The organism is Sinorhizobium sp., assembly GCF_059070375.1.
The window spans coordinates 178,648-198,567 of sequence record NZ_JCACWC010000002.1 but is presented as its reverse complement, the minus strand read 5'-3'; the positions used below and the strand labels follow the sequence as shown (position 1 = coordinate 198,567).

General features: G+C 57.8%; 15 protein-coding genes and 4 pseudogenes. 8 read left to right on the top strand and 11 right to left on the bottom strand.

Going from position 1 to position 19,920, the window contains the following annotated elements:
* The first annotated feature begins 16 nt into the window (after window positions 1-16).
* Both AC5J09_RS05610 and AC5J09_RS05605 read left to right on the top strand, forming a co-directional pair.
* Complete coding sequence (locus tag AC5J09_RS05610; RefSeq protein ID WP_324763921.1) at window positions 17-763, top strand: FkbM family methyltransferase; 747 nt, start codon at window positions 17-19, stop codon at window positions 761-763.
* Window positions 764-782: 19 nt separating this feature from the next.
* Complete coding sequence (locus tag AC5J09_RS05605) at window positions 783-1,421, top strand: class I SAM-dependent methyltransferase (protein WP_324763922.1); 639 nt, start codon at window positions 783-785, stop codon at window positions 1,419-1,421.
* An 82-nt stretch (window positions 1,422-1,503) separates the two neighbouring features.
* Here AC5J09_RS05605 and AC5J09_RS05600 read toward each other — a convergent pair whose 3' ends face one another.
* Window positions 1,504-2,769 (bottom strand): glycosyltransferase family 4 protein, encoded by a 1,266-nt coding sequence (locus tag AC5J09_RS05600; RefSeq protein ID WP_324763923.1) that lies wholly within the window; start codon window positions 2,767-2,769, stop codon window positions 1,504-1,506.
* A 19-nt stretch (window positions 2,770-2,788) separates the two neighbouring features.
* On the bottom strand, window positions 2,789-3,751 hold the full coding sequence (locus AC5J09_RS05595; protein ID WP_324763924.1) for an NAD-dependent epimerase/dehydratase family protein: 963 nt from the start codon (window positions 3,749-3,751) through the stop codon (window positions 2,789-2,791).
* A 308-nt stretch (window positions 3,752-4,059) separates the two neighbouring features.
* Here AC5J09_RS05595 and AC5J09_RS05590 point away from each other — a divergent pair, with 308 nt between their 5' ends.
* Window positions 4,060-5,409: a nucleotide sugar dehydrogenase gene (locus AC5J09_RS05590; RefSeq protein ID WP_324763925.1), complete on the top strand. Its 1,350-nt coding sequence runs from the start codon at window positions 4,060-4,062 to the stop codon at window positions 5,407-5,409.
* Window positions 5,410-5,558: 149 nt separating this feature from the next.
* On the opposite strand, the gene AC5J09_RS05585 is transcribed toward AC5J09_RS05590, so the two are convergent.
* A complete protein-coding gene (locus AC5J09_RS05585; RefSeq protein WP_324763926.1) occupies window positions 5,559-7,004 on the bottom strand; it encodes a lipopolysaccharide biosynthesis protein in 1,446 nt (481 codons plus the stop codon).
* 526 nt (window positions 7,005-7,530) lie between these two features.
* On the opposite strand from AC5J09_RS05585, the gene AC5J09_RS05580 reads away from it, so the two are divergent.
* Window positions 7,531-8,976 (top strand): hypothetical protein, encoded by a 1,446-nt coding sequence (locus AC5J09_RS05580; RefSeq protein WP_324763927.1) that lies wholly within the window; start codon window positions 7,531-7,533, stop codon window positions 8,974-8,976.
* A gap of 457 nt (window positions 8,977-9,433) precedes the next feature.
* On the opposite strand, the gene AC5J09_RS05575 is transcribed toward AC5J09_RS05580, so the two are convergent.
* The 5 genes and pseudogenes from AC5J09_RS05575 to AC5J09_RS05555 form a co-directional block, all read right to left on the bottom strand.
* Window positions 9,434-10,210, bottom strand: a complete 777-nt coding sequence (locus AC5J09_RS05575; protein ID WP_324763928.1) for a response regulator transcription factor — start codon at window positions 10,208-10,210, stop codon at window positions 9,434-9,436.
* A gap of 1,403 nt (window positions 10,211-11,613) precedes the next feature.
* Window positions 11,614-12,189: a DUF4334 domain-containing protein gene (locus AC5J09_RS05570; RefSeq protein WP_324763929.1), complete on the bottom strand. Its 576-nt coding sequence runs from the start codon at window positions 12,187-12,189 to the stop codon at window positions 11,614-11,616.
* Window positions 12,128-13,012 (bottom strand): hypothetical protein, encoded by an 885-nt coding sequence (locus AC5J09_RS05565; RefSeq protein ID WP_494297156.1) that lies wholly within the window; start codon window positions 13,010-13,012, stop codon window positions 12,128-12,130. The genes AC5J09_RS05570 and AC5J09_RS05565 overlap by 62 nt, the downstream gene beginning before the upstream one ends.
* Before the next feature lie 341 nt (window positions 13,013-13,353).
* Window positions 13,354-13,662, bottom strand: coding sequence for a hypothetical protein (locus tag AC5J09_RS05560; protein WP_324763931.1), 309 nt, complete (start codon window positions 13,660-13,662; stop codon window positions 13,354-13,356).
* A 716-nt stretch (window positions 13,663-14,378) separates the two neighbouring features.
* Window positions 14,379-14,540 (bottom strand): annotated as a pseudogene (locus tag AC5J09_RS05555) (DUF3606 domain-containing protein); the annotation flags it as partial.
* Window positions 14,541-15,163: 623 nt separating this feature from the next.
* On the opposite strand from AC5J09_RS05555, the pseudogene AC5J09_RS05550 reads away from it, so the two are divergent.
* Window positions 15,164-15,507 (top strand): annotated as a pseudogene (locus AC5J09_RS05550) (hypothetical protein); the annotation flags it as partial.
* Between the two features lie 228 nt (window positions 15,508-15,735).
* Here the strand turns inward: AC5J09_RS05550 and AC5J09_RS05545 are convergent.
* A complete protein-coding gene (locus AC5J09_RS05545; RefSeq protein WP_324763932.1) occupies window positions 15,736-15,954 on the bottom strand; it encodes a hypothetical protein in 219 nt (72 codons plus the stop codon).
* 90 nt (window positions 15,955-16,044) lie between these two features.
* Between AC5J09_RS05545 and AC5J09_RS05540 the strand changes: the two genes are divergently transcribed.
* Together AC5J09_RS05540 and AC5J09_RS05535 are read left to right on the top strand one after the other, a co-directional pair.
* Window positions 16,045-16,554, top strand: coding sequence for a thermonuclease family protein (locus tag AC5J09_RS05540; protein ID WP_494297155.1), 510 nt, complete (start codon window positions 16,045-16,047; stop codon window positions 16,552-16,554).
* A complete protein-coding gene (locus tag AC5J09_RS05535; RefSeq protein ID WP_494297154.1) occupies window positions 16,448-17,059 on the top strand; it encodes a helix-turn-helix domain-containing protein in 612 nt (203 codons plus the stop codon). The genes AC5J09_RS05540 and AC5J09_RS05535 overlap by 107 nt, the downstream gene beginning before the upstream one ends.
* 976 nt (window positions 17,060-18,035) lie before the next feature.
* Here AC5J09_RS05535 and AC5J09_RS05530 read toward each other — a convergent pair.
* Window positions 18,036-18,537: pseudogene (locus tag AC5J09_RS05530) on the bottom strand (hypothetical protein); the annotation flags it as partial.
* Between the two features lie 9 nt (window positions 18,538-18,546).
* On the opposite strand from AC5J09_RS05530, the pseudogene AC5J09_RS05525 reads away from it, so the two are divergent.
* A pseudogene (locus AC5J09_RS05525) lies at window positions 18,547-18,832 on the top strand (cupin domain-containing protein); the annotation flags it as partial.
* A gap of 580 nt (window positions 18,833-19,412) precedes the next feature.
* On the opposite strand, the gene AC5J09_RS05520 reads toward AC5J09_RS05525, so the two are convergent.
* Complete coding sequence (locus AC5J09_RS05520) at window positions 19,413-19,691, bottom strand: Rap1a/Tai family immunity protein (RefSeq protein ID WP_494297659.1); 279 nt, start codon at window positions 19,689-19,691, stop codon at window positions 19,413-19,415.
* Between the last annotated feature and the right edge of the window lie 229 nt (window positions 19,692-19,920).

The following is a 19,920-nucleotide window of genomic DNA, read 5'->3' as shown; positions in this document are numbered from 1 at the left end:
AACGGAGAATGGGGCCATGAGACTGGTTTCAAGGCTGCTTGACCTTTTTTCGGAAAGACGTGTGGTTGCCACGGGAGAGGCCGCCGGATTGACGCTGGTCTCTAGAGATGCCGATCCGGACTTCAGGCGCGGTACCTATGAGCGCCCAATCCAACAGGCGATTGCATCGAATTTGGCGCCTGGTGGCGCCTTCTTCGATATCGGCGCCAATATCGGCTTCTTCTCCCTCATCGCTGCGCGCCGGGTCGGAAGGGAAGGCCAAGTCTACGCTTTTGAGCCGGTGCCGAGGAATGCCGCCGCGATCCGTCGAAGCGCGCAGCTCAACGGCTTCGACGCCATTCGGGTGTTCCCCGAAGCTGTTGGGGCTACGACCGGCCGGGCAGAGCTTCTGTTGGCGCGCCACATCGGGGGCGCTGCACTTGCCTCGGCCGAGGCACCACCCGATATGAACGGCTATCTTGAAGTCGATGTGACAACACTTGACGACGCGATCGCCCGGCACGGCCTGCGGCCCCCGTCGCTGGTCAAGATTGATGTCGAAGGTGCCGAGATTGAGGTCCTTCGCGGCATGACGGAAACCTTGCGAGCCCATCGACCGAGTATCATCTACGAAATCGATGACGCGACGCGCGATGGTCTTGACCGTAAGGCTCGCCAAATCGCCGCGCTTCTGACATCGGCCGGCTATGTTCTCGCAGCACTGCCGCCGTCCTATACCGAGCAGTCTTGGCACGTCCAACATTTGTTCGCGGAAGCAATGTAACCGCGCTAGGTGCCGGGATATGATGGGAGGCGAGAAGAGCATGTACAGACAAGCGCGAAATGCGGTGCGCGACCTCCTTCGGAGGCGCGCGCCCTATCTGATTCGCTACATCAGTACGTTTCATCTCACCGATGACCGCATACTCCTCGAGACGGTTATTCTCCCCTATCTGCGCGACGATCCTGCTGTAAAACGTGTCCTGTTTGTCGGCTGCGAGTGGTACACGAAGCCTTGTGAATCGAAGTTTCGCGCCAAGGAATATTGGACGATCGACATAGATCCCAATAAGCGCCGCTTCGGTGCGCGACGCCATATGGTTGACGCTCTGAGGAACCTGGAACGGCATAGGCCCGCCGATTACTTCGACGCGGTTATCTGCAACGGCGTCTTCATGAAAACGGCAATCGAAACGCGCGACGACGCTGAAGCCTCGTTCCGGGCATGCTGGCGTTGTCTGCGCCCCGGCGGCTGGTTCGTTCTCGGCTGGAATGACGTCGACGAGTTGCGCCCCTATCCTCCCTCGGAGAGCCCGACGCTTGCGGCTTTTACGCGCACTTCATTTCCCCCGCTAGGTGCGAGCGAGCATCGGACGGACACAAGCTACGGACACACTTATACGTTTTTCAGGAAGTCTGAAGCCATTCAGGAAGGCATTTAAGGGCGGGCATTCGTGTCATTTCAAAGCGTTGGATAGTATATGACCGGATTGAGGAAACTACGAAACAAAGCATGGAGCTAGCTTAGCTACTAGGGTCTCCTGTGCTCACCCGCTCATAAACGGACCTTAGCCGCTCCGCGCGCGCGCCCCAAGAATAAAGCGCCACGGCGCGCTCGCGTCCTTCGTTCCCCATTCCTCTTGCGCGGGCGGGATCATCCAGAACGGTGATCAGTGCCTGCGAGAGTTCGCCCGGAGCATCGGCCTCCACCAACATCCCGGTATGTCCGTCCAGGATGGATTCACACATACCCCCGACCCGCGTTCCCACCACCGGAATTCCGCAGGCCATTCCTTCCACGACAGAAATCCCAAAGCTCTCGCTGAGCGACGGATTCACCACGATATCGGCGTCGTGGTAGGCCGCAACGAGTTCCTTGTGGGACACATTGCCAACGAATCGGATCCGATCCCGTAGCCTGTGGCGATCTATGAGTTCGTCCAGGTGTTCCTGATATCTGCATCTGTTCCATTGGTCGTAGAAACGGTTGAGATCTATGACACGGGGGTCTGACGAGAGGCTGGTCAGGAAGTCAACAGGGAGAGGAGAATAGGGCCCCGCGATCCGCAGTTCCACGTCCGGGAAGCGCAGCGCGACTTCACTGAAGGCCTCTACGAGCGTGTGAAGCCCCTTTTCTGGTGATATTCGCCCGACGAACAGGATTACACGCCCGGTTCTTGGGTCACCTGGTGCTCCCGCTTCGCCCGGCCGAAAATGGAAGACATCGACGCCATTGCCGACAGAGGCAACAGCTCCGGGATAGTCCGGGAATGCAGAACGAAATGTTTCGGCTATGTGATCGCTGACGGCGACCACGGCATCCACTACCTCAAGTTGGGAGGCCACCTGATCCCGGTCACGCTGCGACAACCACTCGCATTGCATCTCGAGCACGAGCCTATGAGATGAGCCAGGCGCCTTTAGAGCCCGGCTCCACTTCCAATAGTTCATCAGATGGACGATATCCGGCCTGTCCAAGGCCAGATAACGACGAATTTCGTTCCTATATTGGGAATGGTCGTCAGCCTTCCGGTCCAGTTGCGCCCAACGCGCCGAGCGAGGAAACTCGCGGATAACCTTCTGCAGCAGCCTGTCGCGCCGTACCGGAGCTCGCCGCAAAGCGAACGGCAGGTCCGCGGGAACTCTGTCGTCCCGGTAGTGTCTTCCATAGACCGTGATATGCAAGCTGTCACTGAGATGAAGCGCAGTATTGTAGACAATCAGCCCGATCGAATTCTGAACCGGCGGGAAAAGTCTATCGTAGGGCTGCCCGACATAGACCAGCTTCATTCATGCCCCCAACGTCTGCTCACGCGACTTTTCTGAGCTCAGGAGAGCTTTCCGACTTGGAGACGTGTTCGGCAAGGCGCCTGATGCCCTCTTCGAGTGGAACCAAGGAACGGTTCAAGAGTGCCTTCATCTTACTCGTGTCAGGGCACCGGCGCGTCATGTCGCCCTCTGCAAGCGGCGGACGGAACTCCAATTTCGACGATGAGCCCAGCACACCGATGACAATTTCGGCGAGTTGTCGAATGCTCACTTCCAGATCGCTGCCGACGTTGATGACATCGTTCTCGTGCGAGCGAGTTCGGTGCACCGCAATGCACGTGTCAACCGTGTCGTCAACATAACAGAAGGTGCGCGTTTGCGAACCATCCCCGTAAATGGTCAGGGGCTCGCCGAGAAGTGCAGTACGCACAAATCGCGGCAGCACGAAATCTTCGCTCTGGCGCGGTCCATAGGTGTTGAAGAAGCGGAAAATCGTGAAGGGGAGTCCGAATTCACGCTGATAGGTGCGTAGATAGACTTCTCCAAGATTCTTCACGACAGCATATGGCAAGCGCGAGTTCAGCGGCGTGGTGTTCTCATTTTGGGGAATCTCAAATGGCTCCCCATAAACTTCTGATGAGGAAGCGAAGTACACACGCTCGGCGCCCGTGTTCTTGCACAGTCTCAGCACGTTCTCTATTCCGGCAATATCGCGCAGTACGAGTAATGGGTTTGCCAAGGTGCGCTGCACGCCGACGACGGCTGCGAAATGGAAGACATGTGTGAAATGGAAGCGATAGAACAAGGAGGAGATGTCGTCGAAATCGTTCGCATCCGCCTTTATGACGGTCAGGTTTCCGGCGTCGATTTGTACTTTATCGCGACTGCCGGTCGACAAGTTGTCAGCCACGACCACTTGGGTCTGAGGGAGTTTGACCAAGGCGCGAGTGAGTGCGCTGCCGATGTTGCCCGCACCTCCGGTGATCAAAATTGACTGTGTCATCATCCCACCTGTACCAAGCAGCCGATAGTGGCCGCCGATGCGTCGGCGCCATCCACAACACGCCCTGCCCGCTCATAAGCGGAGAAATGTCAAAGGCTCTTTGCTGCGCTCGAGATTGAGTGTCGCAGCGAACGATTTATTTGACAACTTCGGCTGGATAAGCATTTCGACTGTTCTCCTTTTGGCGCAACTCAACTTTTTTGAGTGTAGAGGGCCTCGCAGAATACATCCAATTTGCTGATTGCCGGGAACTACTTCACTGCAATAATTGAGACGATGCTCCATTCTCGACATGGGGACGAAAGCATATGCAACACATGAACACTGGTCCTGATGCCGAAGAACTGCTGAACCGCATCCGGACGCGGGACTGCACGATCGGCATCATGGGGCTTGGATATGTCGGGTTGCCGCTCGCTCTGAGCTCGCTTGAGGCGGGATTCAGGGTTATCGGTTTCGACATCGACCAGTCGCGGGTCGCGCTGCTTAACCGTGGCGAAAGCGGAATAAAGCATCTGCCTGGCCCAGCCATCCAACAGGCTGTTGACAGCAAGCGGTTTCGCGCCACGAGCGATTTCTCTGCGTTGAGCATGCCTGATGCGATCCTGATAGCGGTTCCGACGCCGCTTACCAGAAATCGGGAGCCAAACCTGTCGTTTGTCGAAAACAGCGCGAGGGCGATCGCTGACCGGCTCCGTCCTGGGCAACTTGTCGTCTTAGAGTCGACCACTTGGCCAGGCACGACACGAGAAATCGTGCGGCCGCTGCTGGAAGCGACGAACCTTGTTCTCGGAAAGGATTTTTATCTTGCATATTCGCCCGAGCGCGAAGACCCCGGAAACGAAGTGCACACTACCACCAGTGTTCCGAAGGTGATCGGCGCCGACGATCCGTCTTCACTGGAAATTGCGCAAGCACTGTACAGCCAGATTATCGTGCGGACTGTTCCGGTGACTTCAACCGCAACCGCGGAGGCGGTCAAGCTAACGGAGAACATATTTCGCTCCGTGAACATTGCCTTGGTCAACGAGCTGAAGGTCATCTTCGACCGGATGGGCATCGATGTTTGGGAAGTGATCGAAGCCGCCAAGACAAAGCCGTTCGGATATATGGCGTTCTACCCAGGACCAGGTCTCGGCGGCCACTGCATCCCCATCGACCCGTTCTACCTGACATGGAAGGCTCGCGAGTACGAAGTAGCAACGCGCTTCATAGAATTAGCTGGAGAGGTCAACACGAACATGCCGCACTACGTTGTTGACCGCCTTGTGGAGGCTTTGGACCGCAAAGCCCGCCGCGGCTTGAACGAATCTCGGATCCTATTGATCGGGATGGCTTACAAGAAGAATGTGGGGGATACACGAGAGAGCCCGTCGCTGAGGCTAATCGACCTGATGGAGCGACGGGGCGCAGTCGTTGACTACCACGACCCTTACGTGCCTGAGATTCCCGCCACAAGAGAGTATGCCGCGTTAGCAGGTCGGCGCTCGGTGGATATTTCAGCCGACCGCCTGGCCTCGTTTGATGCCATTGTCATCACGACAGATCATGATGCCATTGATTGGGGAACCGTCGTTGAAGGTGCAAAGCTGGTGGTCGACACCAGAAATGTCTGTGCACGCTTCCATGTGAGCGCCCCTAATGTAATAAAGGCATAAACTGCCCGACTGCAAGGCTCCGTGGGATAGCGTCAGCGAATTGTATTCTGACAAGCCGCCGGTTCGAGGTAGGTACCGGGAAGCGCCGCGGGGACCTGGTCAGTGTGCTTGTGAGAGCGCTGCCGTTTTCTCCGATGATCTGCTTGCTCCTATTCGCGAAGGCTTAGAAGCATGTCGCGAGCTTTGAGCAGGTCCGCACGCACCAGCAGGACGGCTGCGGCAATATAGATGGGAGCGCCAATCGCGATCCCTGCTGCCACTGTGACAGCCTGCGGGAGATCATCCGGGGCGGCCAGCAACCATGCACTAACGATCACGAACATGAGTGCGGCCGCGCCCGCCAATCTCGGGAAGATTGCCAATGGCTTCGACACGTCGATATGAGCGGTATGCTGTACGTAGAAGAGAAAGACCGGCAGCAGGAGCAAGTTACAGGCGACGAGCGCAGCAATTACTGCCTCCAGACTAATCTGTGCTGCGGCGGTGAGCAGGACGAGACTGAAAAGCGTGTAAATCATATTTAGTTTCAGGACCAAACTCGATTGCCCGAGCGCAAGGATCGTATACGCACACAAGCTGTCGATCGTACGCTGCAATCCCAGTATCATGAGGATCTGGACGGCGACCACGGCGTTTGTCCATTGTGGCCCGAAGACCAAGGGAACGGCGACAGGCGCGATCGCGGCAAAGCCCACGAAGGCGGGAAAGCCAGCAATTGCGGCCATCCGCACGCTTGTGTTGAAGAAGTGATCGATCTTGTCCGGTTCGCGTTGAACTCTGGCCACGGCGGGCATCGTTATCGCCGCCAGAGGACCGAGTAGGAACTCCCCCAAAAGGTCAAGGGGGCGACGGGCGATGGCGTAAACGCCAACAGCAACAGGCCCGAAAAACAGACCAAGGATGACTTTTGGAATCTCTTCGTTCACGAAGGTCCATAGAGTTTGGACGACGATGGGGCCGGCAAACCCGAACAATTCGCGGCAGCGCGCGTAAGAGTACGCCATACGGGGCCGCCACGAACTCCCGAGAAGAATAACGGTTGTTTCTACAATCGCCTTCGCGACCTGCATCAAGACCAGGCTCCACATGCCGTAGCCGGCGATCGCCATGGTCAAACCCACGGTCCCGCCGACCATCGTTCCGGTCAGTGTGCGCAGTGTGAAGAGGCGAAAATTCAGCTCTCTCTTGAGGACTGCTGTTGGGACTGCCGCCAAGGACTGAACCACAACAATTATGCCGGTCCAGCGCACGAGGCCCTCGAGAAGCGGTTCGCCGAAGAGCTCGGCGACCACTCCGGCGAACGCCCAGATGAGAGCGCTCAGCGTTGCGCCGGTCGCAACAAGCAGCCAGAACGCTGAATCCAGATGAATGGGCTCGATCTCCGCGCGCTGGACAAGTGCATCAGGTATCCCTCTCGTCACCACCGTTGCTAGAATGGTTGGAGCAACCATGGCAAGTGTGGCGAGACCGAATTCCTCCGGGCCGAGATGGCGGGCCAGAATGATGAAGACGGCGAACATGGCGACTTGGCGGCCCCATGTCTCGACAGCTGCCCATGCCGCGCTGCTGAGAACCTTTTTGCCTAGCGAAGTCATCTTGGGTCCTCGGACCTTTGGGGAATCGGATCTCGGAGTTAAATTGCATGGGCGCGGATCGTCTTCCTCGGCGTTTGCTATTCGCTCGATCCGTTTTGGTACATGCAAGGCCGCTGCCACTTACCAAATTCCGCAGGTGTGGTGTGCGCTCAGGCTAGCGGCGCACGGGATGAAGGCAAATCTCTCCATTTTGGGGAGGGCGTAAACCTTTCCACTCCTTTCGCAGGGCCATCGCATGTGGCGCGAACCATGAGAACGGGGGCAGACGGCGGGAAGTAACCCCGCAACTTTCGGCATATTGGCATACCGCGCTGAGGTTCAGGGGCGTTTGGCGGGCGGGCTCGTCGTCGGCAGACCTCGGCGATTGGGGCGACCTGAGGCGACAAGCCCTACCAAATCGTAGCAGGACCTTACTCCCTTTGGCGCGCTTGCGTTCCGCGCAACATTTGCCAAGGATTGGATGAGGCAAGGTTGCGACGAATTCGCGTGCCTTCGGTCTGCGTTGCAGAGTTGGAACCGGCAGCCCATGCAGATTTCGTTCGTAGGTCTTTCAATCTGTGCGGGAATATTGGCAATCGGCTATTATTGCCGCGCTCCCTTGATCATTGGCCTCATCATCTCGCTGGCTTTCGGTGCCACTGCCGTTATGACTCTCAGCGCGATTGGAGGCTCGTCGCCGCTCATCTACACCTTCTTCGCCGCGCTTTTGCTAACGGCAGTTTTCAGCAGACGGCGCATGTGGCGGGACCTTGGTCACGTGTTCGGCAAAATTCGACCGGTGTGGGTGCTCACGACCCTGATGCTCTATGCCGTGGTCGGCGCATGGCTATTTCCGCGCTTCTTTGCGGGACAGACGAGCGTATTCGTTCAGGCAGCCATGAGGCGCGGGGTCATCGAGGCTCCGCTTGCGCCGGTCTCGGGCAACATTACCCAAACCGGATATTTTGTTCTGGGCGGCCTCACCGCCATCGCCTTATGCGTCCTACTCCTGCACGAACATAGGCTGGAAAGTATTCGGCGCGGATTTCTTCTGTGGTGTAGTCTTCACGTCGTCTTCGGACTGCTTGATTTACTCGGCAAGATCGCTGGAGCCGGCGATATCCTGTCGCCCATCCGCACGGCCAGCTACGCCATGCTTACCGAGGTCATCGAAAATGGCTTTTGGCGCATTACTGGGGCCGCATCTGAGGCATCTTCCTTCGGCGGCGGCTCACTGGTCTGCCTATCATTTTGTTACGTTTATTGGCGCAAGACAAAGTCCCGCGTGGCTCAGGTACTGGCCCTCCTCTTGCTCGTCCTCTTGCTTCTTTCCACGTCTTCCGTTGCGTATGTCGGCCTCGCCGTGCTGAGCATTCCCGTGGCACTTTCCATTTCATGGTCGCTTCTGTCCGGCCGCATGGACAAGGACGAGATCCTGATCATTGCGTTCATTGCGCTCGCAGCCGTCACTGTCTTGGCAATCGTTCACTACGATGAAGAATTCTTCGCGCCCTTTGTCCATCTGATCGATTCCATGGTTCTCAACAAAGCCAGTTCCGCCTCCGGTCAGGAACGTGCCTACTGGAATATTAAGAGCCTCCAGGCTTTCGTCGAGACGGGTGGTCTCGGCGTCGGCTTGGGCAGCTCGCGTGCGTCGAGCTGGCCGATTGCGGTGGCTTCGCAGCTTGGCCTGGTCGGCGGGGTTATGATGGTGACGCTGCTGCTGGTCATACTCAGGGGCATGGGACGCCTAAAGGTCCACATCGATCCTGAAACAAACGCGGTGGTGTCGAGCGTGCAAGCTTGCGCTCTGGGTTCCGTCGTCGCTGGATCTTTGGGTGCTGGGAGTGCCGATCCGGGGATGATTTTCTTCATTGCTCTTGCCGTCATCGCGACGAGCAGAGTGAATGCCCGCCGGAGCAGAGATGCCAAAATGCGCACCATACAGCTTGGTCAGCCTGCGCCTTTCGCTTGCCGACCCGCCACGCATTGATATGCCGAAATGGCGGATCGCCGCTCAGGCTGTCACATTCGGCAAAGAGGTCTTCCCCGTCGCGGCCTCGGTTGCCTCCATTTTTCCGATGGGCCTACCGATTCCTTCACACGTCCGTGCGCCCGCCTCGGCGCAAGGAGCGGTTCGGATCAAGTTGCATATCCCTTCCATTAAGTTCTCACGATACCTGAACACGAGCACTCCGAGCAATCAGTGGCTTGGGGTCAGCATCTGTCGTTGGGGTCGTGACGGGAGCTGGGGAACAGTTGCTCGACAGTTTGACGACCGGCCTAGGGACGGGGGCCGGTCAGCCGCGGTGAGGGACCGCGATCGGGCGGTCGGCCTTTGATGGGCATCAAGAGCGTTGCATATACACATTTGCAACGTCTTTTGCGCGAATGTTTATTTAGCGACACATTGTGCAGCGCGTACGATGGGCATGAAAGGACTGAGTGGATCAAGAGTTGAGTATATCGCCTGAAGAGAGGCCGTTCAACTTGCAAGCTACCTCGGTTCGGTTGTTCGCCTTCAGTTTTTTCATAATGTGGCGGATATGGACCTTGACCGTGCTTTCGCGGAGCTTGAGTTCGTAGGCTATGATCTTGTTCGCCTTGCCTTTTCGCAGCGCCTCGACCACTTCCGCTTGACGAACGGTGAACATCTCCGCTAGCGGCGAAACTTCCTTCCTCTCAGTCGCGATCAGGTGGCGTGCCGCCAGCACGCTGCTCGCCGGCACAAAGACGCCGCCGGCTATCGCCAAACCGATCGCTTCAATGCACACGTCCACGCCGACAGATGTCGGGATATAGCCTTGCGCGCCGCTTTCAAGAACCCGCAAGATTTGGGCAATGTCGTCGCTGTCGGACAGGACAACGACGGGTGCGGGGCGAAATAGGGATATGAGCTTCGGAATCTCTGTCGCGATTTCGCCGTCTTTGCACGCGCCGACATTGAGGAGGACGGCTGCGACTGGGGGGCAGTTACCCTTCATCTCCCGCCATTCGTCAATCGACCCGTAGGCGGCGACATCCATGGTGAGACCGTGATTGATGAGGGTCCTTGCCAAGCATTCGCGACCTAACGCCCTCCCATCAAGGATAAGCAAACACCGCTGGTCTACGTTTTTAAGTGGCTGCTTTTCCTCTTCGTTGACCGCTTGTGCGATAGTATTTGCACGCTCCGGCTCATGCGTGGACGCCGACACATTCTCCAATCTGGATATTAAAGAAGCCATCTTCAATTCCCTCTAATGTCGCTACACCGCTAAACTCCAGCCAAAGAACGGCAGCAACGATCGGGGTACTCCCCGCACAAAATCACCATGAATAATAATATTACGCGATACAGCTGGGTTTTCATTCTAAACGCGGCTATTTCTCCACCAGCCATCGCGAAGTAATGTAGCTAATACAAATTTCGGGCTGACGCCTCGGCGAGGCGCCAATTTTCCAGCGGCTATTCTCTGTTGATATCTCAACGGATCAGTTCTCTTCAGGCGTATGCCGTGAAAGGGACGCTGGGACGTGCAGTCGGACCGCGGCGCCCCGGCAACCCTCTGCAATCCACGAAGCGGCTGATTTGGCCAGAAGAGCGGCAATCCGGGCAATCTACCCACTTCAGCGAGGTGCCGCTTCGCAAAGGTGAACGTTACACACTCCCAGACGTATGCTGTTCCTCATTGGCTACGGTCTCTCGTCCTCATCATATTAGCACTATCTAATTATTCTACTCTTTGAATTAAGTGATGTGGTCTACCATTTTGCAATTTCTCCAATGAGAGGACAGCGACCAACCAAAGAGGTAGGTCCGAATACCGTCTATTCACCTTTTGTGGAATTTTGTGCCGCCTGGCGCCGAAGTGGGCATTCTGTCTCAGAATTTCTAGTCCAATAGCATTCTGGGAAAAAGATCACCACCGTCAGCACTAATATTGCAGTTCATTGCAGTTCATTGAGGCAGATAGGTGGAGAAGTCGCGTAGAGCGTCGGCGCAGAGCATAAGCTAGGCTTGGCGGCGCCGCCTACACTCATTTCACATTGCTGATCAGGCTGTACAGTCGAAGGTAAACGTCCCGCCGCCGCGCAAATTGCCATGTGTGCCCTCCACGACCGTGCCTTATTTCATCACGACGATCTAATCCGGAAGCCTGTGCGCAATGACGACCATGGTGCCGCCGCTCATCGCCTCTTCCAGTGCCTTCTGAACGGCCGCGTCCGACTCGGTTTCGAGTGCCGATGTGCCCTCGCCGCGCGGCTTCGGCTTGTCCTCTGGAGAACACCCCGTTACTTGCCAAGGTCATCGACAAAATGCTGCAATCAATGTGTTGACTACCTCCGCCAACGGATCATCGACCTCGCGGCACATATCGACTGGCCCCGCCGGCAGGCCAGATGCACCTTCGTGCTAGCGACAATCTAGATCACAACATCTCGCCAGCGCCGCAAAAACACTGCGCAGATCTCCCCAGCATACGGAATGAGCATTGGAGCTCTCGCGCGGAAAGCATTTCAACCTGCACTAAGAAGAAGACTTGGGACGGGAGCCTGCAATTGCTCGGGGACCTTACGCGCCGGACCGCCGAGTCCGTTGGAACGCCAGCATATTCGTGTACCGCCCGATAATGGCGGGCTACCAGGCTCAAGGTTCATCCACCCGCTTAAGTTCGAAGAAGTAGATACGCTCGTCGGCCCTGATCGTCATCGCTCCCATGATCCTGTGTTGATCGATTCGGCGGAAATAATCGACAATCGGTTGATTGTCGTAGAGCATCGCCGCGCTCGCAACGCCGCTAAACGGCATCGTTCTCAGGGAGGCAACAGGACCTTTCGCGCGAAGTCCGCATTGAAGATGCGAAAACAGATTTCGAGCAATGCGCATCCTGCCGACCTTATGGAAGCGAAGCGCCAGGCGAAGCGGTACTATCCCGGGGTCGATCGCGATCAACCGCCGCTTGCCCGACCAAAACAGCAGCGCATCCGCGCGCATGCATGCGTTAAATCGCTTGCCGAACCAGCCGAGGTTTTCCAAAACGCCGTCGAGCGGATGCCCTGTCGGGATGCCGCGCCCTCTCCATAGTCCGACGATTTCGCGTGGCTCAAGCGGTGACAAGAATTGAAATTCCTTAAGTGCTGTCTGCTGTGCGTTCACCAGATTAATCCTCTCCTTCCCGGCGCTGCCTGGCGCGCCGCCTGGATTTGGCGTCACGTCGCGCATTTCGCAGCTCCTCCAGCGTCGGCATCCACCAGCCGCGGTGGAGTTCGTCTTCTCCCGGTGGCGTTCGTGCCGGCCAGGTTGTCACCAATTCCTCAAGCGCTCCCGGTCGCCAAGACGCCCAGACATATTCCCCTCCGTCATTCATTGGGAAATGGAACGAGCTCATCGTTGCCGGGTCCACCAGTTCGCCGTCCGTGCCAATGAAGAAGACAACCCCGGCATGCGTGCCGATCGCACGCGTGAGCGGGGGACGATCGGCGGCGGGAACCGGATATCGCTTGCGGCGGCGTTCTCTCGTCCTTGCCTTGAGCGCCTCGTCTTCCTCGGTTCCCCTTATTGCCTCACGCCGCGCCTTCCTCGCCTCCGGTTCACTGCGCTCAGCGGCCGCCTCGATGGCTGGCCACCGACGGCGGAGCTCGTCGAACGAGCGGTAAGGCACGGTCCAGATCCGGCGATCGGCGTCCCAGCGTGCATACGGGATTTCCCGGATTTCGCTGACGACGGTGCGTGAATAGGGTGTACGAATTTCGAACGACGCAGGTGTTGCCTTGAGATAGCGGCTCTCGATCGGATCGAATGCGAAGGCGTCACTGCCCTTCTCGTCGGCAAACGCGTCGGCTTCCGCTTCCCTTTCGGCCAGCCAGCGGCTAATACGTTTTTGAGCAGTGCGGCCGGGTACGAACCAGGCATTCAGACGGTCGCTCCAGCGAGCGCGGGGGAACGCTTGCCGAAACCGGGCCACTGTCACCCTGTCGTGCGGCAACTCGGTCGTTGCGCCAACACGTTGCGCGGCGGAAGCGTTGTTATTCGGCTCTTCGTCCATAGTTCCAAAACGCGGGAAGGCCACCTCCCGTTCGCTTCACGCGTTCCCTTCAAGCGTCCTGGGCCTTTATGGTGCATTCCCAATTGTTTCGAGACGCTTGAGGCGCCCAGTGGCCCTGACCTTCGCGGTCTTGCTAAGTAAGGTTTCGCAAGGACCCCTTGGCATGTTGAACAAGTAAACCGCTTCGGATCCAGTTTTGGCTTCACGGAGTCCACGTCGGCGGCATCGAAATGGGCGGGCCGGCCGCGCCCGTGGAGAAAGCGGCGCCCGGCCCCGCGGCCGCCTTCTCCTTCGTCGACCCACCAGAAAGCGAAGCCGGGCTTCCTAGGCGCGGTGGCTGCTTAGCGGCTCGAGACCCGGATCGCGCCGGCATCGCCGAGACTGCGTTGAACGGCGGCAATCTGACTGGACGCAATATGCGCCGACACCTCGATCTCGCCTTCGAGCGGTGCATCGCTACGAGCGCCCTGTTCATGAGAGGCGTCGCCACCCGAAGGCTCGGAGCCGGCCGTGTTGCGGTCGGTCGCCGACTGAATGAAAATGTCGGGCCTCGATATGCCGTGCTGTTGAACCAAGTGTTCGACGGCGAGATCGGCTGCTTCTCGAGTCTTGAAAGTGGCTCGTATCGTAGTGCTGCTGTCGTCGGCCATGTGAATGTCTCCTGATCGTTGACCTGCACAGGACGAGAACGCCTCTGCCGTCAGGTGGTTTCGCTAGCGTGTTATTTCGCTTCGCGTGCTTGCCGAGGCTGGGTTCGTGAAGATGCCTTGTACGCAGGTGTGTCAGACAATGAGTCCCGGTCAAAGGGGTAATGCGCGACCAAAAGGCGCCTCGTTAAAGTCGTTGTCCAATCGGAGATTGACCTGGGACACGACATAGGCGGGTCTATCCAGACGGCATCATGGCAGCAAAGGCAGCGCCCGATTGCGGACCGGCGCTGCTGCACTGAGTCGTCCGGGCGAGCTAGCCCGGATAGACTAAGCGCCAACCCCTCCCAACTCACGTAAAATCGGCGTGCTGGAATTTGAGGGGGATCATTATGCCGAAGAGAACTCTGTGCGCCTTAACGGCGCTGGCCTACTTGTCATGCTTCGTCACCTATTCAGGAGAACGTTCGATCAAGATCGCTGATCACAAGTTCCGGACCGCGGAGGACTGCATGAGGAAAGCACCGGTAGGCCGCTTCGACCGCAAGTGCGATATTCCGCTCCTCGGCTGGCGTGGCGCCGAGGGCATGTGGTGGTTTTCGAACGTTGTCCAGGGCGCCGGCATCTAGTTAGACAGCGCTCCCTTGAACGCTAAGTGCTTCGAGTACGGCGAGACGGCGTCGGCCCGTCGGCGAGCCCGGTTGCGCTAATGTCTTGCCGAGGTAGGCCATCGTCTTTTCTCGGTGCGGCCCAGATTTCTCGGATCGCCTCGAGCGCTTTCTGCTGTTCACTTTCGGCGTTTTCATGCGGTATGCGACCTCATGCGCCTGTTCTGAGACGAGCTCGCGGTCACGGCCTTTCTCCTTCGGATTATCTGCCATGCGTTACTCCAAGTCTTTTTCATGGCGGATGGCGGCCGTTCAGATGTCGGCAAGGGGGGAACTTCGCTCTTGATGACGGGTTGACCTACCGAGGAGACGACAGAATCGGCGAAAAGAAGAATGAAATGCACTCACTCAATCTCGCTGGCATCCTAATTCTTCTTGCTGTCATTGCAATATTCGCCCTTGCATGGATCGCACTTTGAGACGCGGCGCCCCCTCGAAAGCGCCAGGCGACCTAGTTTTCTTTGGAACCATTCACTACGCTCGCGCTCGGAGGGCACCGCTAACTAATGCGGGCTGCTGATGGGAGATCAGCGTGACGTTCTCCAGAACTTTTCAGGCAGCGCCCTTTCTCGCTTCAGGGTGCTGCCGCTCTTTCCTCCACTTACAGTACCTTGAGTTTTCGGGCCAATCAGAACACGGCGAGATAATCGCCCTGGGCAATGATTTGAGCGCCAATTCCGCCGCGACCTGTCGATCCTGTCTACCGCATGTACAGGATCGACATTTTGGCAGCGCCCCAAGACCCTCCCGGGGCGCTGGCGTCCGTATCCCCATTTTTTTGGACAGGATCGAAACCCGCGTTTGCCGCTTGGGGGTTAATCTGCGGCCGTCGCCGCCTCGACCCGTATCGCCGTCCCGTTGAAGTGCGCGGCGTCCAGGAACCCGCGAGGGAATTGCCAAGCCCTTCGGGGCTTCCGATATTCGACGACGAGATGCTGCAATCTCCGGCGATCACGCCATTCCTCACCCAGACGCTCTACGCCATCCAACTCGAACTGCGGCGGGCCTGCGACCGCGATCGGCGAAGGCACGGAAAATCTCGGGCGCCCTGCTGGCGCGCTATCATTTCGAGCCGCTGAAGCAAGTTGGCACCTCATGCCGTCCGGCTCGGGAAAGGTCGTTTGAGCAGCAGTTTGGTGTAGGGCGGGAGCGCGAAAATCTTGATGCCCAGACTAGGTGACATAGCTCGAGGGGCCAATCCGGATGAGTGACCAGGGCACCCGGGCTGCACCAGATGGAGCAGCTTCGACTTGGCCCTCGGTCGGGCGGAGCCGAACGGTTCTGATCTGAGCATCAGCCGCACTGCAAGCCGCGCCATGAGCACAGCCGCGGCACTGACCTGGAATTGACACGTGCACGCACGCATCGTGACAAGCCATCACTGCTTTGAGTTGTTCAGGGGAAACTTCTAGTGTTGGGTGACTATTGACTCAAGCTCATGGCGTTTTAATTCCTCGATTGCTTCGAGTGCTTCTTCGGCTGACCAGCCTGCAGACACCGCCGCCTCCAGCAACTTGGCCTCCGCCTCCTGCTCGAGTTTCATGTACAAAGGCTCTAATGCCTCCTGGACCGTTAGAATGTGCTCATCCGGAGCTACGACATGGACAAATGAAGTTGAGGGCGACATGGCACAAACCTTCCTCCTTCACACTGACGTGTTCCGACAAAACTCCAAACGTTGGCGTCTGTTCCACCGGATACAATCTTTGACGGTTGGATGAACTCGCATCGGTCGATTGGCGTCACTTTGGCTCTTCTACTTATCGCGCATTCCACGTTTGCGGCCGATCCGATCACCGGACGCGCGACCGTGATTGACGGTGACACGATCGAGATCCAAGGCGAGCGCATCCGCATGCACGGTGTCGATGCGCCGGAGAGCTGGCAGAAATGCGAGAATGCCGGCGGCAGCAGCTATCGGTGCGGAAGAGAGGCGGCCCAAGAACTCGCTCGGTTTCTTGCCGAGTCCCGCCCTACCCGCTGCGAGTTCGTTGAGCGCGATCGATATAAGCGGTTCGTGGGAATCTGCTTCCGCTCCGATGGCCGAGACGTCAATCGCTGGCTGGTTGAGAGCGGCAATGCTGTGGATTGGACGCGGTATAGCAATGGCGCCTACGCCAATGCTCAAGAGCGCGCAAGGTCTCAAAGGGCCGGAATCTGGCGCGGCAATTTCGAGCTGCCTTGCAATGCTCGCGCCGCTCGTGCAAAGCGCGAGGCATCCTGCTAACGCGAGATTTTCATGCCGACCAATGAAGCCGCCGACGGACACGCGTTCGATCGACCGCGAAATCGAAGCGCGGCTCCGATCCACGGGCAGAGTGTTAGGCGTAAGTCAAATCTTGGCGAAAAAAGTTGGCGTCACCTTCCAGCAAATCCAGAAATGCGAAAAGGGTATAAACCGCCTGTCGGCGGGGATGCTCGTGAAGGTCTGCCAATCGCTAGAGGTAAGCCCCCTGGGGATCCTCGCCGCCCACCTCCAGCATGGACGACGTAGCCGCATGGACTGGCTCCAAGAAAGATTGCTTACGGCCGAGCGAAAGCTGTCTGGGGTAAGACGCGCCTTGAAGACGAATGATGCGATCCTGCCGCTTACCCGTAAACAACCGAGACGAAATATAAAACGACTTGCGCTCTCTAATCTCTCACTCTTTGCAGTCGATGCACAGGCTGACCCACTTCCGTTCAAAAGCGTAAATGCTCTCGTCAGTGGAATGCCGATGGCACAGGTCTAGGATGCCGTCCGCCGACGTGGCGGCGACGGCGAGTGCGTATAGCTGCCGAGCCTCGTCATGTCGGAAACCTGTCCCTCGGGTGTTGACCTTCACAACTTGCACTTCCGGCGTACCAGCCTGTCGGCCGGCATAGAGCTGCATGCGGGCGCGCGGTGCGAACGCGCGCGCACTAGACTAAAAGGTAGCCTCGGAAGTCCGCCGCGTGCTCCGACCGGTGCAGTCTCGGAAATTTATGGCGTTTCCTCGAAGCGGCGAGACGAAATTGTGAACGTTCTCAAACGCCCCACGAACAACGGACCATAGTCCGATACCCAAGCATTCGGTGCTGCTGTAGCTTCTGCGTTCCGCGTTCTGTTTCTCGTAATGATTGTGGAGTTTTGCCGTGATTAAGATCTTCGTTTTGGCGACGACGCTGGTAATGGTTGGCTTCTGGGGTTCTGTCGGCGTTCTGATCTATCGGCTGCTTACGTGATTTCGAAGAGGAATGCTTAAACGTGCAGGTTACCCTTGCAGGGTGGCGGAATCTTCAGCCGTCCCCTATAGTTTTCTTGCGGCAATGGAGGTTGCCCAAGGAGGATCATATGAGCGACACCGCTTTTGGGTTTCTGCTAGCGGCTGAACTGTCAGCCTTGCTGTGGACCGCACTGCTCATGGCCGCCTTTTCAGTTTTCTGAAAATCGTTGGTCTTACCCGAAGCAAGATCTATTCGGCCGATCTTGTTTCGTCACGCGTGAGTGTGCGGCAGTAGTTGCAATCTTCAGTCGTTGCATCTATGGCCGCTTTCGCTGAAGAGTACGTGCCGAGTTCTCACGTCCTATCGCGTCGCGAGGAGGAAAGCTTCGCTGCTATCGTTGCCGCCGCGTAGGTTCCAAAAGGGATTCAGCGTGAGAGTCGCTGTCCGTACTAACCACCGCCGCCGCTATCCAACTGGCACCTCCTATTTTGATGGTGCCTGGGAAGCCGCCAGGCCATGGACTCATTTTGTCCCATCCCCTTGAAGGATGGATGCCGGAGCCCTGTCATCGGTGTACAGACTCAAAGCGTGCGTGAGCAGAAGCCCTGACTCGGCGCCGCCAGGCGACACATACCAAAGCGAAAGCGGCGCCGGAAACATGCCGGATGTCAACGCTTCACGTGCCAGGGCCACGTCCGGTGCCCCTCACGGCCAAACCGGGTGCCGCAACATGTTGAGCGCCGACAGATGCAGCAATACAATCCAGAACCGCCTGCCGCTTGGCGGCATAGATTCGTTTGGTGCGCCGGAGGTGGCGGATATAGTGGCTCGCATGCATGAACTCGGCGGTCGCGAGTTGTACCGCGGGCCGAGGTGCCGGCGCGAGACATGCTGCCACTTCGGCGAACTCAGGGGTCAGTGCGACTGGTGCGACGAGAAAGCCGAGCCGAAGGGTCGGGCTGATCGTCTTGCTGAACGAGCCGATGTGGATGACGCGTCCGTCCCGGTCGAGGGACGCGGGCGCCACGCTGCGGGTAAGTCGCTGATCGTCGTGGAAGTTGACTATGCACCGGGCGTAGCTTCCCCGCCGCACAGACACGCCGGATCGGCCTACATCTATGCCTACGTGCTCTCGGGAGAGATCGAGTCGAAGGTAGATACGGCGAGACGCGCATCTACAAGGCCGGCGAGAGTTGGTCCGAGGCGCCCGGCGCGATCCATTCGGTCAGCCGCAACGCGAGCAAGGCCACGCCCGCAAAGTTGCTGGCGTGTTCGTCGTCAACTCCGACGACAGGAAGCTCACCACACCAATCAAATAAATAGAATGATTTTGATCAATGAGGAACAGGGTCGTCTACAACCAGGCGTCGATCATTCGCCTCGTGACTACAGAAAAAGGAGTGTCGCGGGTCATCGGCGACCACGAGAAGTGTGATCCGAATCAACCCGGAGTAGCTTGCGACACAGGAGGGTGAGATTACCCACCTTTTCCTTAGCCAGTGCTTGAGCATCCGTTCCGCACAGCCCGACGGTCTCCTGCCTCGCGCTTCTTGTTTCGCGCGCGCATGAGCGAACAATCTGCGCGAGACGATGCCGGAAGTCTTAGCGAACCGAATAAGTGTTCGCGGCACGCATGAGGTCGATCGCGGTTGTGGAGGCGCCTCCGACCTCGGCCCGGCACGTCCGAGTAATATCCACCGGCCGAGACACCCCCCTGGCAAACCGACACCCGGACGGAAGCACGCCAGGTGGGTTTACGTCGATTATTAGACTAGAAGCGCGACTCTTCGAGCGCCATTTTCCGCGTTATGCCGTCGTGATCGGCATGAAAGTCGCTGATATACCCGATAAATTCGTTGCCATCAGCGGCTGCATCGGCAGCATGCAGCACTCCGGTAATCAGTCGTCGCAGGGCCACACCTTGCTCAATGCCAGAGGGACCAGCAAGGCGCCTGACCTATGTCCCTCCTCTGGATTATTGTTGACCCATTTACAGAGGACGTCGCGGACTTGCCCATATGTCACGTCCCTGGCTGGGCAATAATCGATTGGAGGACCCACCGTCGCATATGCATCCATAATCCCGTCGATGTAGGCAAGTGCTATGGCAGGGTCATTCTCGCACCACCGATTGATGTCATTGCCGTTAGACGCATGAGCATCGGACGCAGCTGTCATCAGGACCATAGCAATTCTTGCGACCTTCATTGTAGACCTCGGCTGCACACTTGCTCGGCTCTAGCAAAGCCATCGATAATGCTCGAACCAACCGTCAGATCGTGGCATTTGGCCTCGGGCGGGAGGTCGCGTGGATGGTTACCACCCGGGTTCCCATAAGCCGAGTCCCGCCGAAAATTTCAGCAGGGTTCAGCCGTCCTCAAGCGAGGACAGTCGTTTTATGCCTTTG

Excerpts from the sequence above, each read along its gene's own strand:
- AC5J09_RS05605 (WP_324763922.1), top strand. The coding sequence starts at position 783 with ATGATGGGAGGCGAGAAGAGCATGTACAGACAAGCGCGAAATGCGGTG.
- AC5J09_RS05540 (WP_494297155.1), top strand. The coding sequence starts at position 16,045 with ATGAACTCGCATCGGTCGATTGGCGTCACTTTGGCTCTTCTACTTATC.
- AC5J09_RS05580 (WP_324763927.1), top strand. The coding sequence starts at position 7,531 with ATGCAGATTTCGTTCGTAGGTCTTTCAATCTGTGCGGGAATATTGGCA.
- AC5J09_RS05565 (WP_494297156.1), bottom strand. The coding sequence starts at position 13,012 with ATGGACGAAGAGCCGAATAACAACGCTTCCGCCGCGCAACGTGTTGGC.
- AC5J09_RS05520 (WP_494297659.1), bottom strand. The coding sequence starts at position 19,691 with ATGACAGCTGCGTCCGATGCTCATGCGTCTAACGGCAATGACATCAAT.
- AC5J09_RS05535 (WP_494297154.1), top strand. The coding sequence starts at position 16,448 with ATGCTCAAGAGCGCGCAAGGTCTCAAAGGGCCGGAATCTGGCGCGGCA.
- AC5J09_RS05575 (WP_324763928.1), bottom strand. The coding sequence starts at position 10,210 with ATGGCTTCTTTAATATCCAGATTGGAGAATGTGTCGGCGTCCACGCAT.
- AC5J09_RS05610 (WP_324763921.1), top strand. The coding sequence starts at position 17 with ATGAGACTGGTTTCAAGGCTGCTTGACCTTTTTTCGGAAAGACGTGTG.
- AC5J09_RS05600 (WP_324763923.1), bottom strand. The coding sequence starts at position 2,769 with ATGAAGCTGGTCTATGTCGGGCAGCCCTACGATAGACTTTTCCCGCCG.
- AC5J09_RS05570 (WP_324763929.1), bottom strand. The coding sequence starts at position 12,189 with ATGCGCGACGTGACGCCAAATCCAGGCGGCGCGCCAGGCAGCGCCGGG.
- AC5J09_RS05560 (WP_324763931.1), bottom strand. The coding sequence starts at position 13,662 with ATGGCCGACGACAGCAGCACTACGATACGAGCCACTTTCAAGACTCGA.
- AC5J09_RS05595 (WP_324763924.1), bottom strand. The coding sequence starts at position 3,751 with ATGACACAGTCAATTTTGATCACCGGAGGTGCGGGCAACATCGGCAGC.
- AC5J09_RS05545 (WP_324763932.1), bottom strand. The coding sequence starts at position 15,954 with ATGTCGCCCTCAACTTCATTTGTCCATGTCGTAGCTCCGGATGAGCAC.
- AC5J09_RS05585 (WP_324763926.1), bottom strand. The coding sequence starts at position 7,004 with ATGACTTCGCTAGGCAAAAAGGTTCTCAGCAGCGCGGCATGGGCAGCT.
- AC5J09_RS05590 (WP_324763925.1), top strand. The coding sequence starts at position 4,060 with ATGCAACACATGAACACTGGTCCTGATGCCGAAGAACTGCTGAACCGC.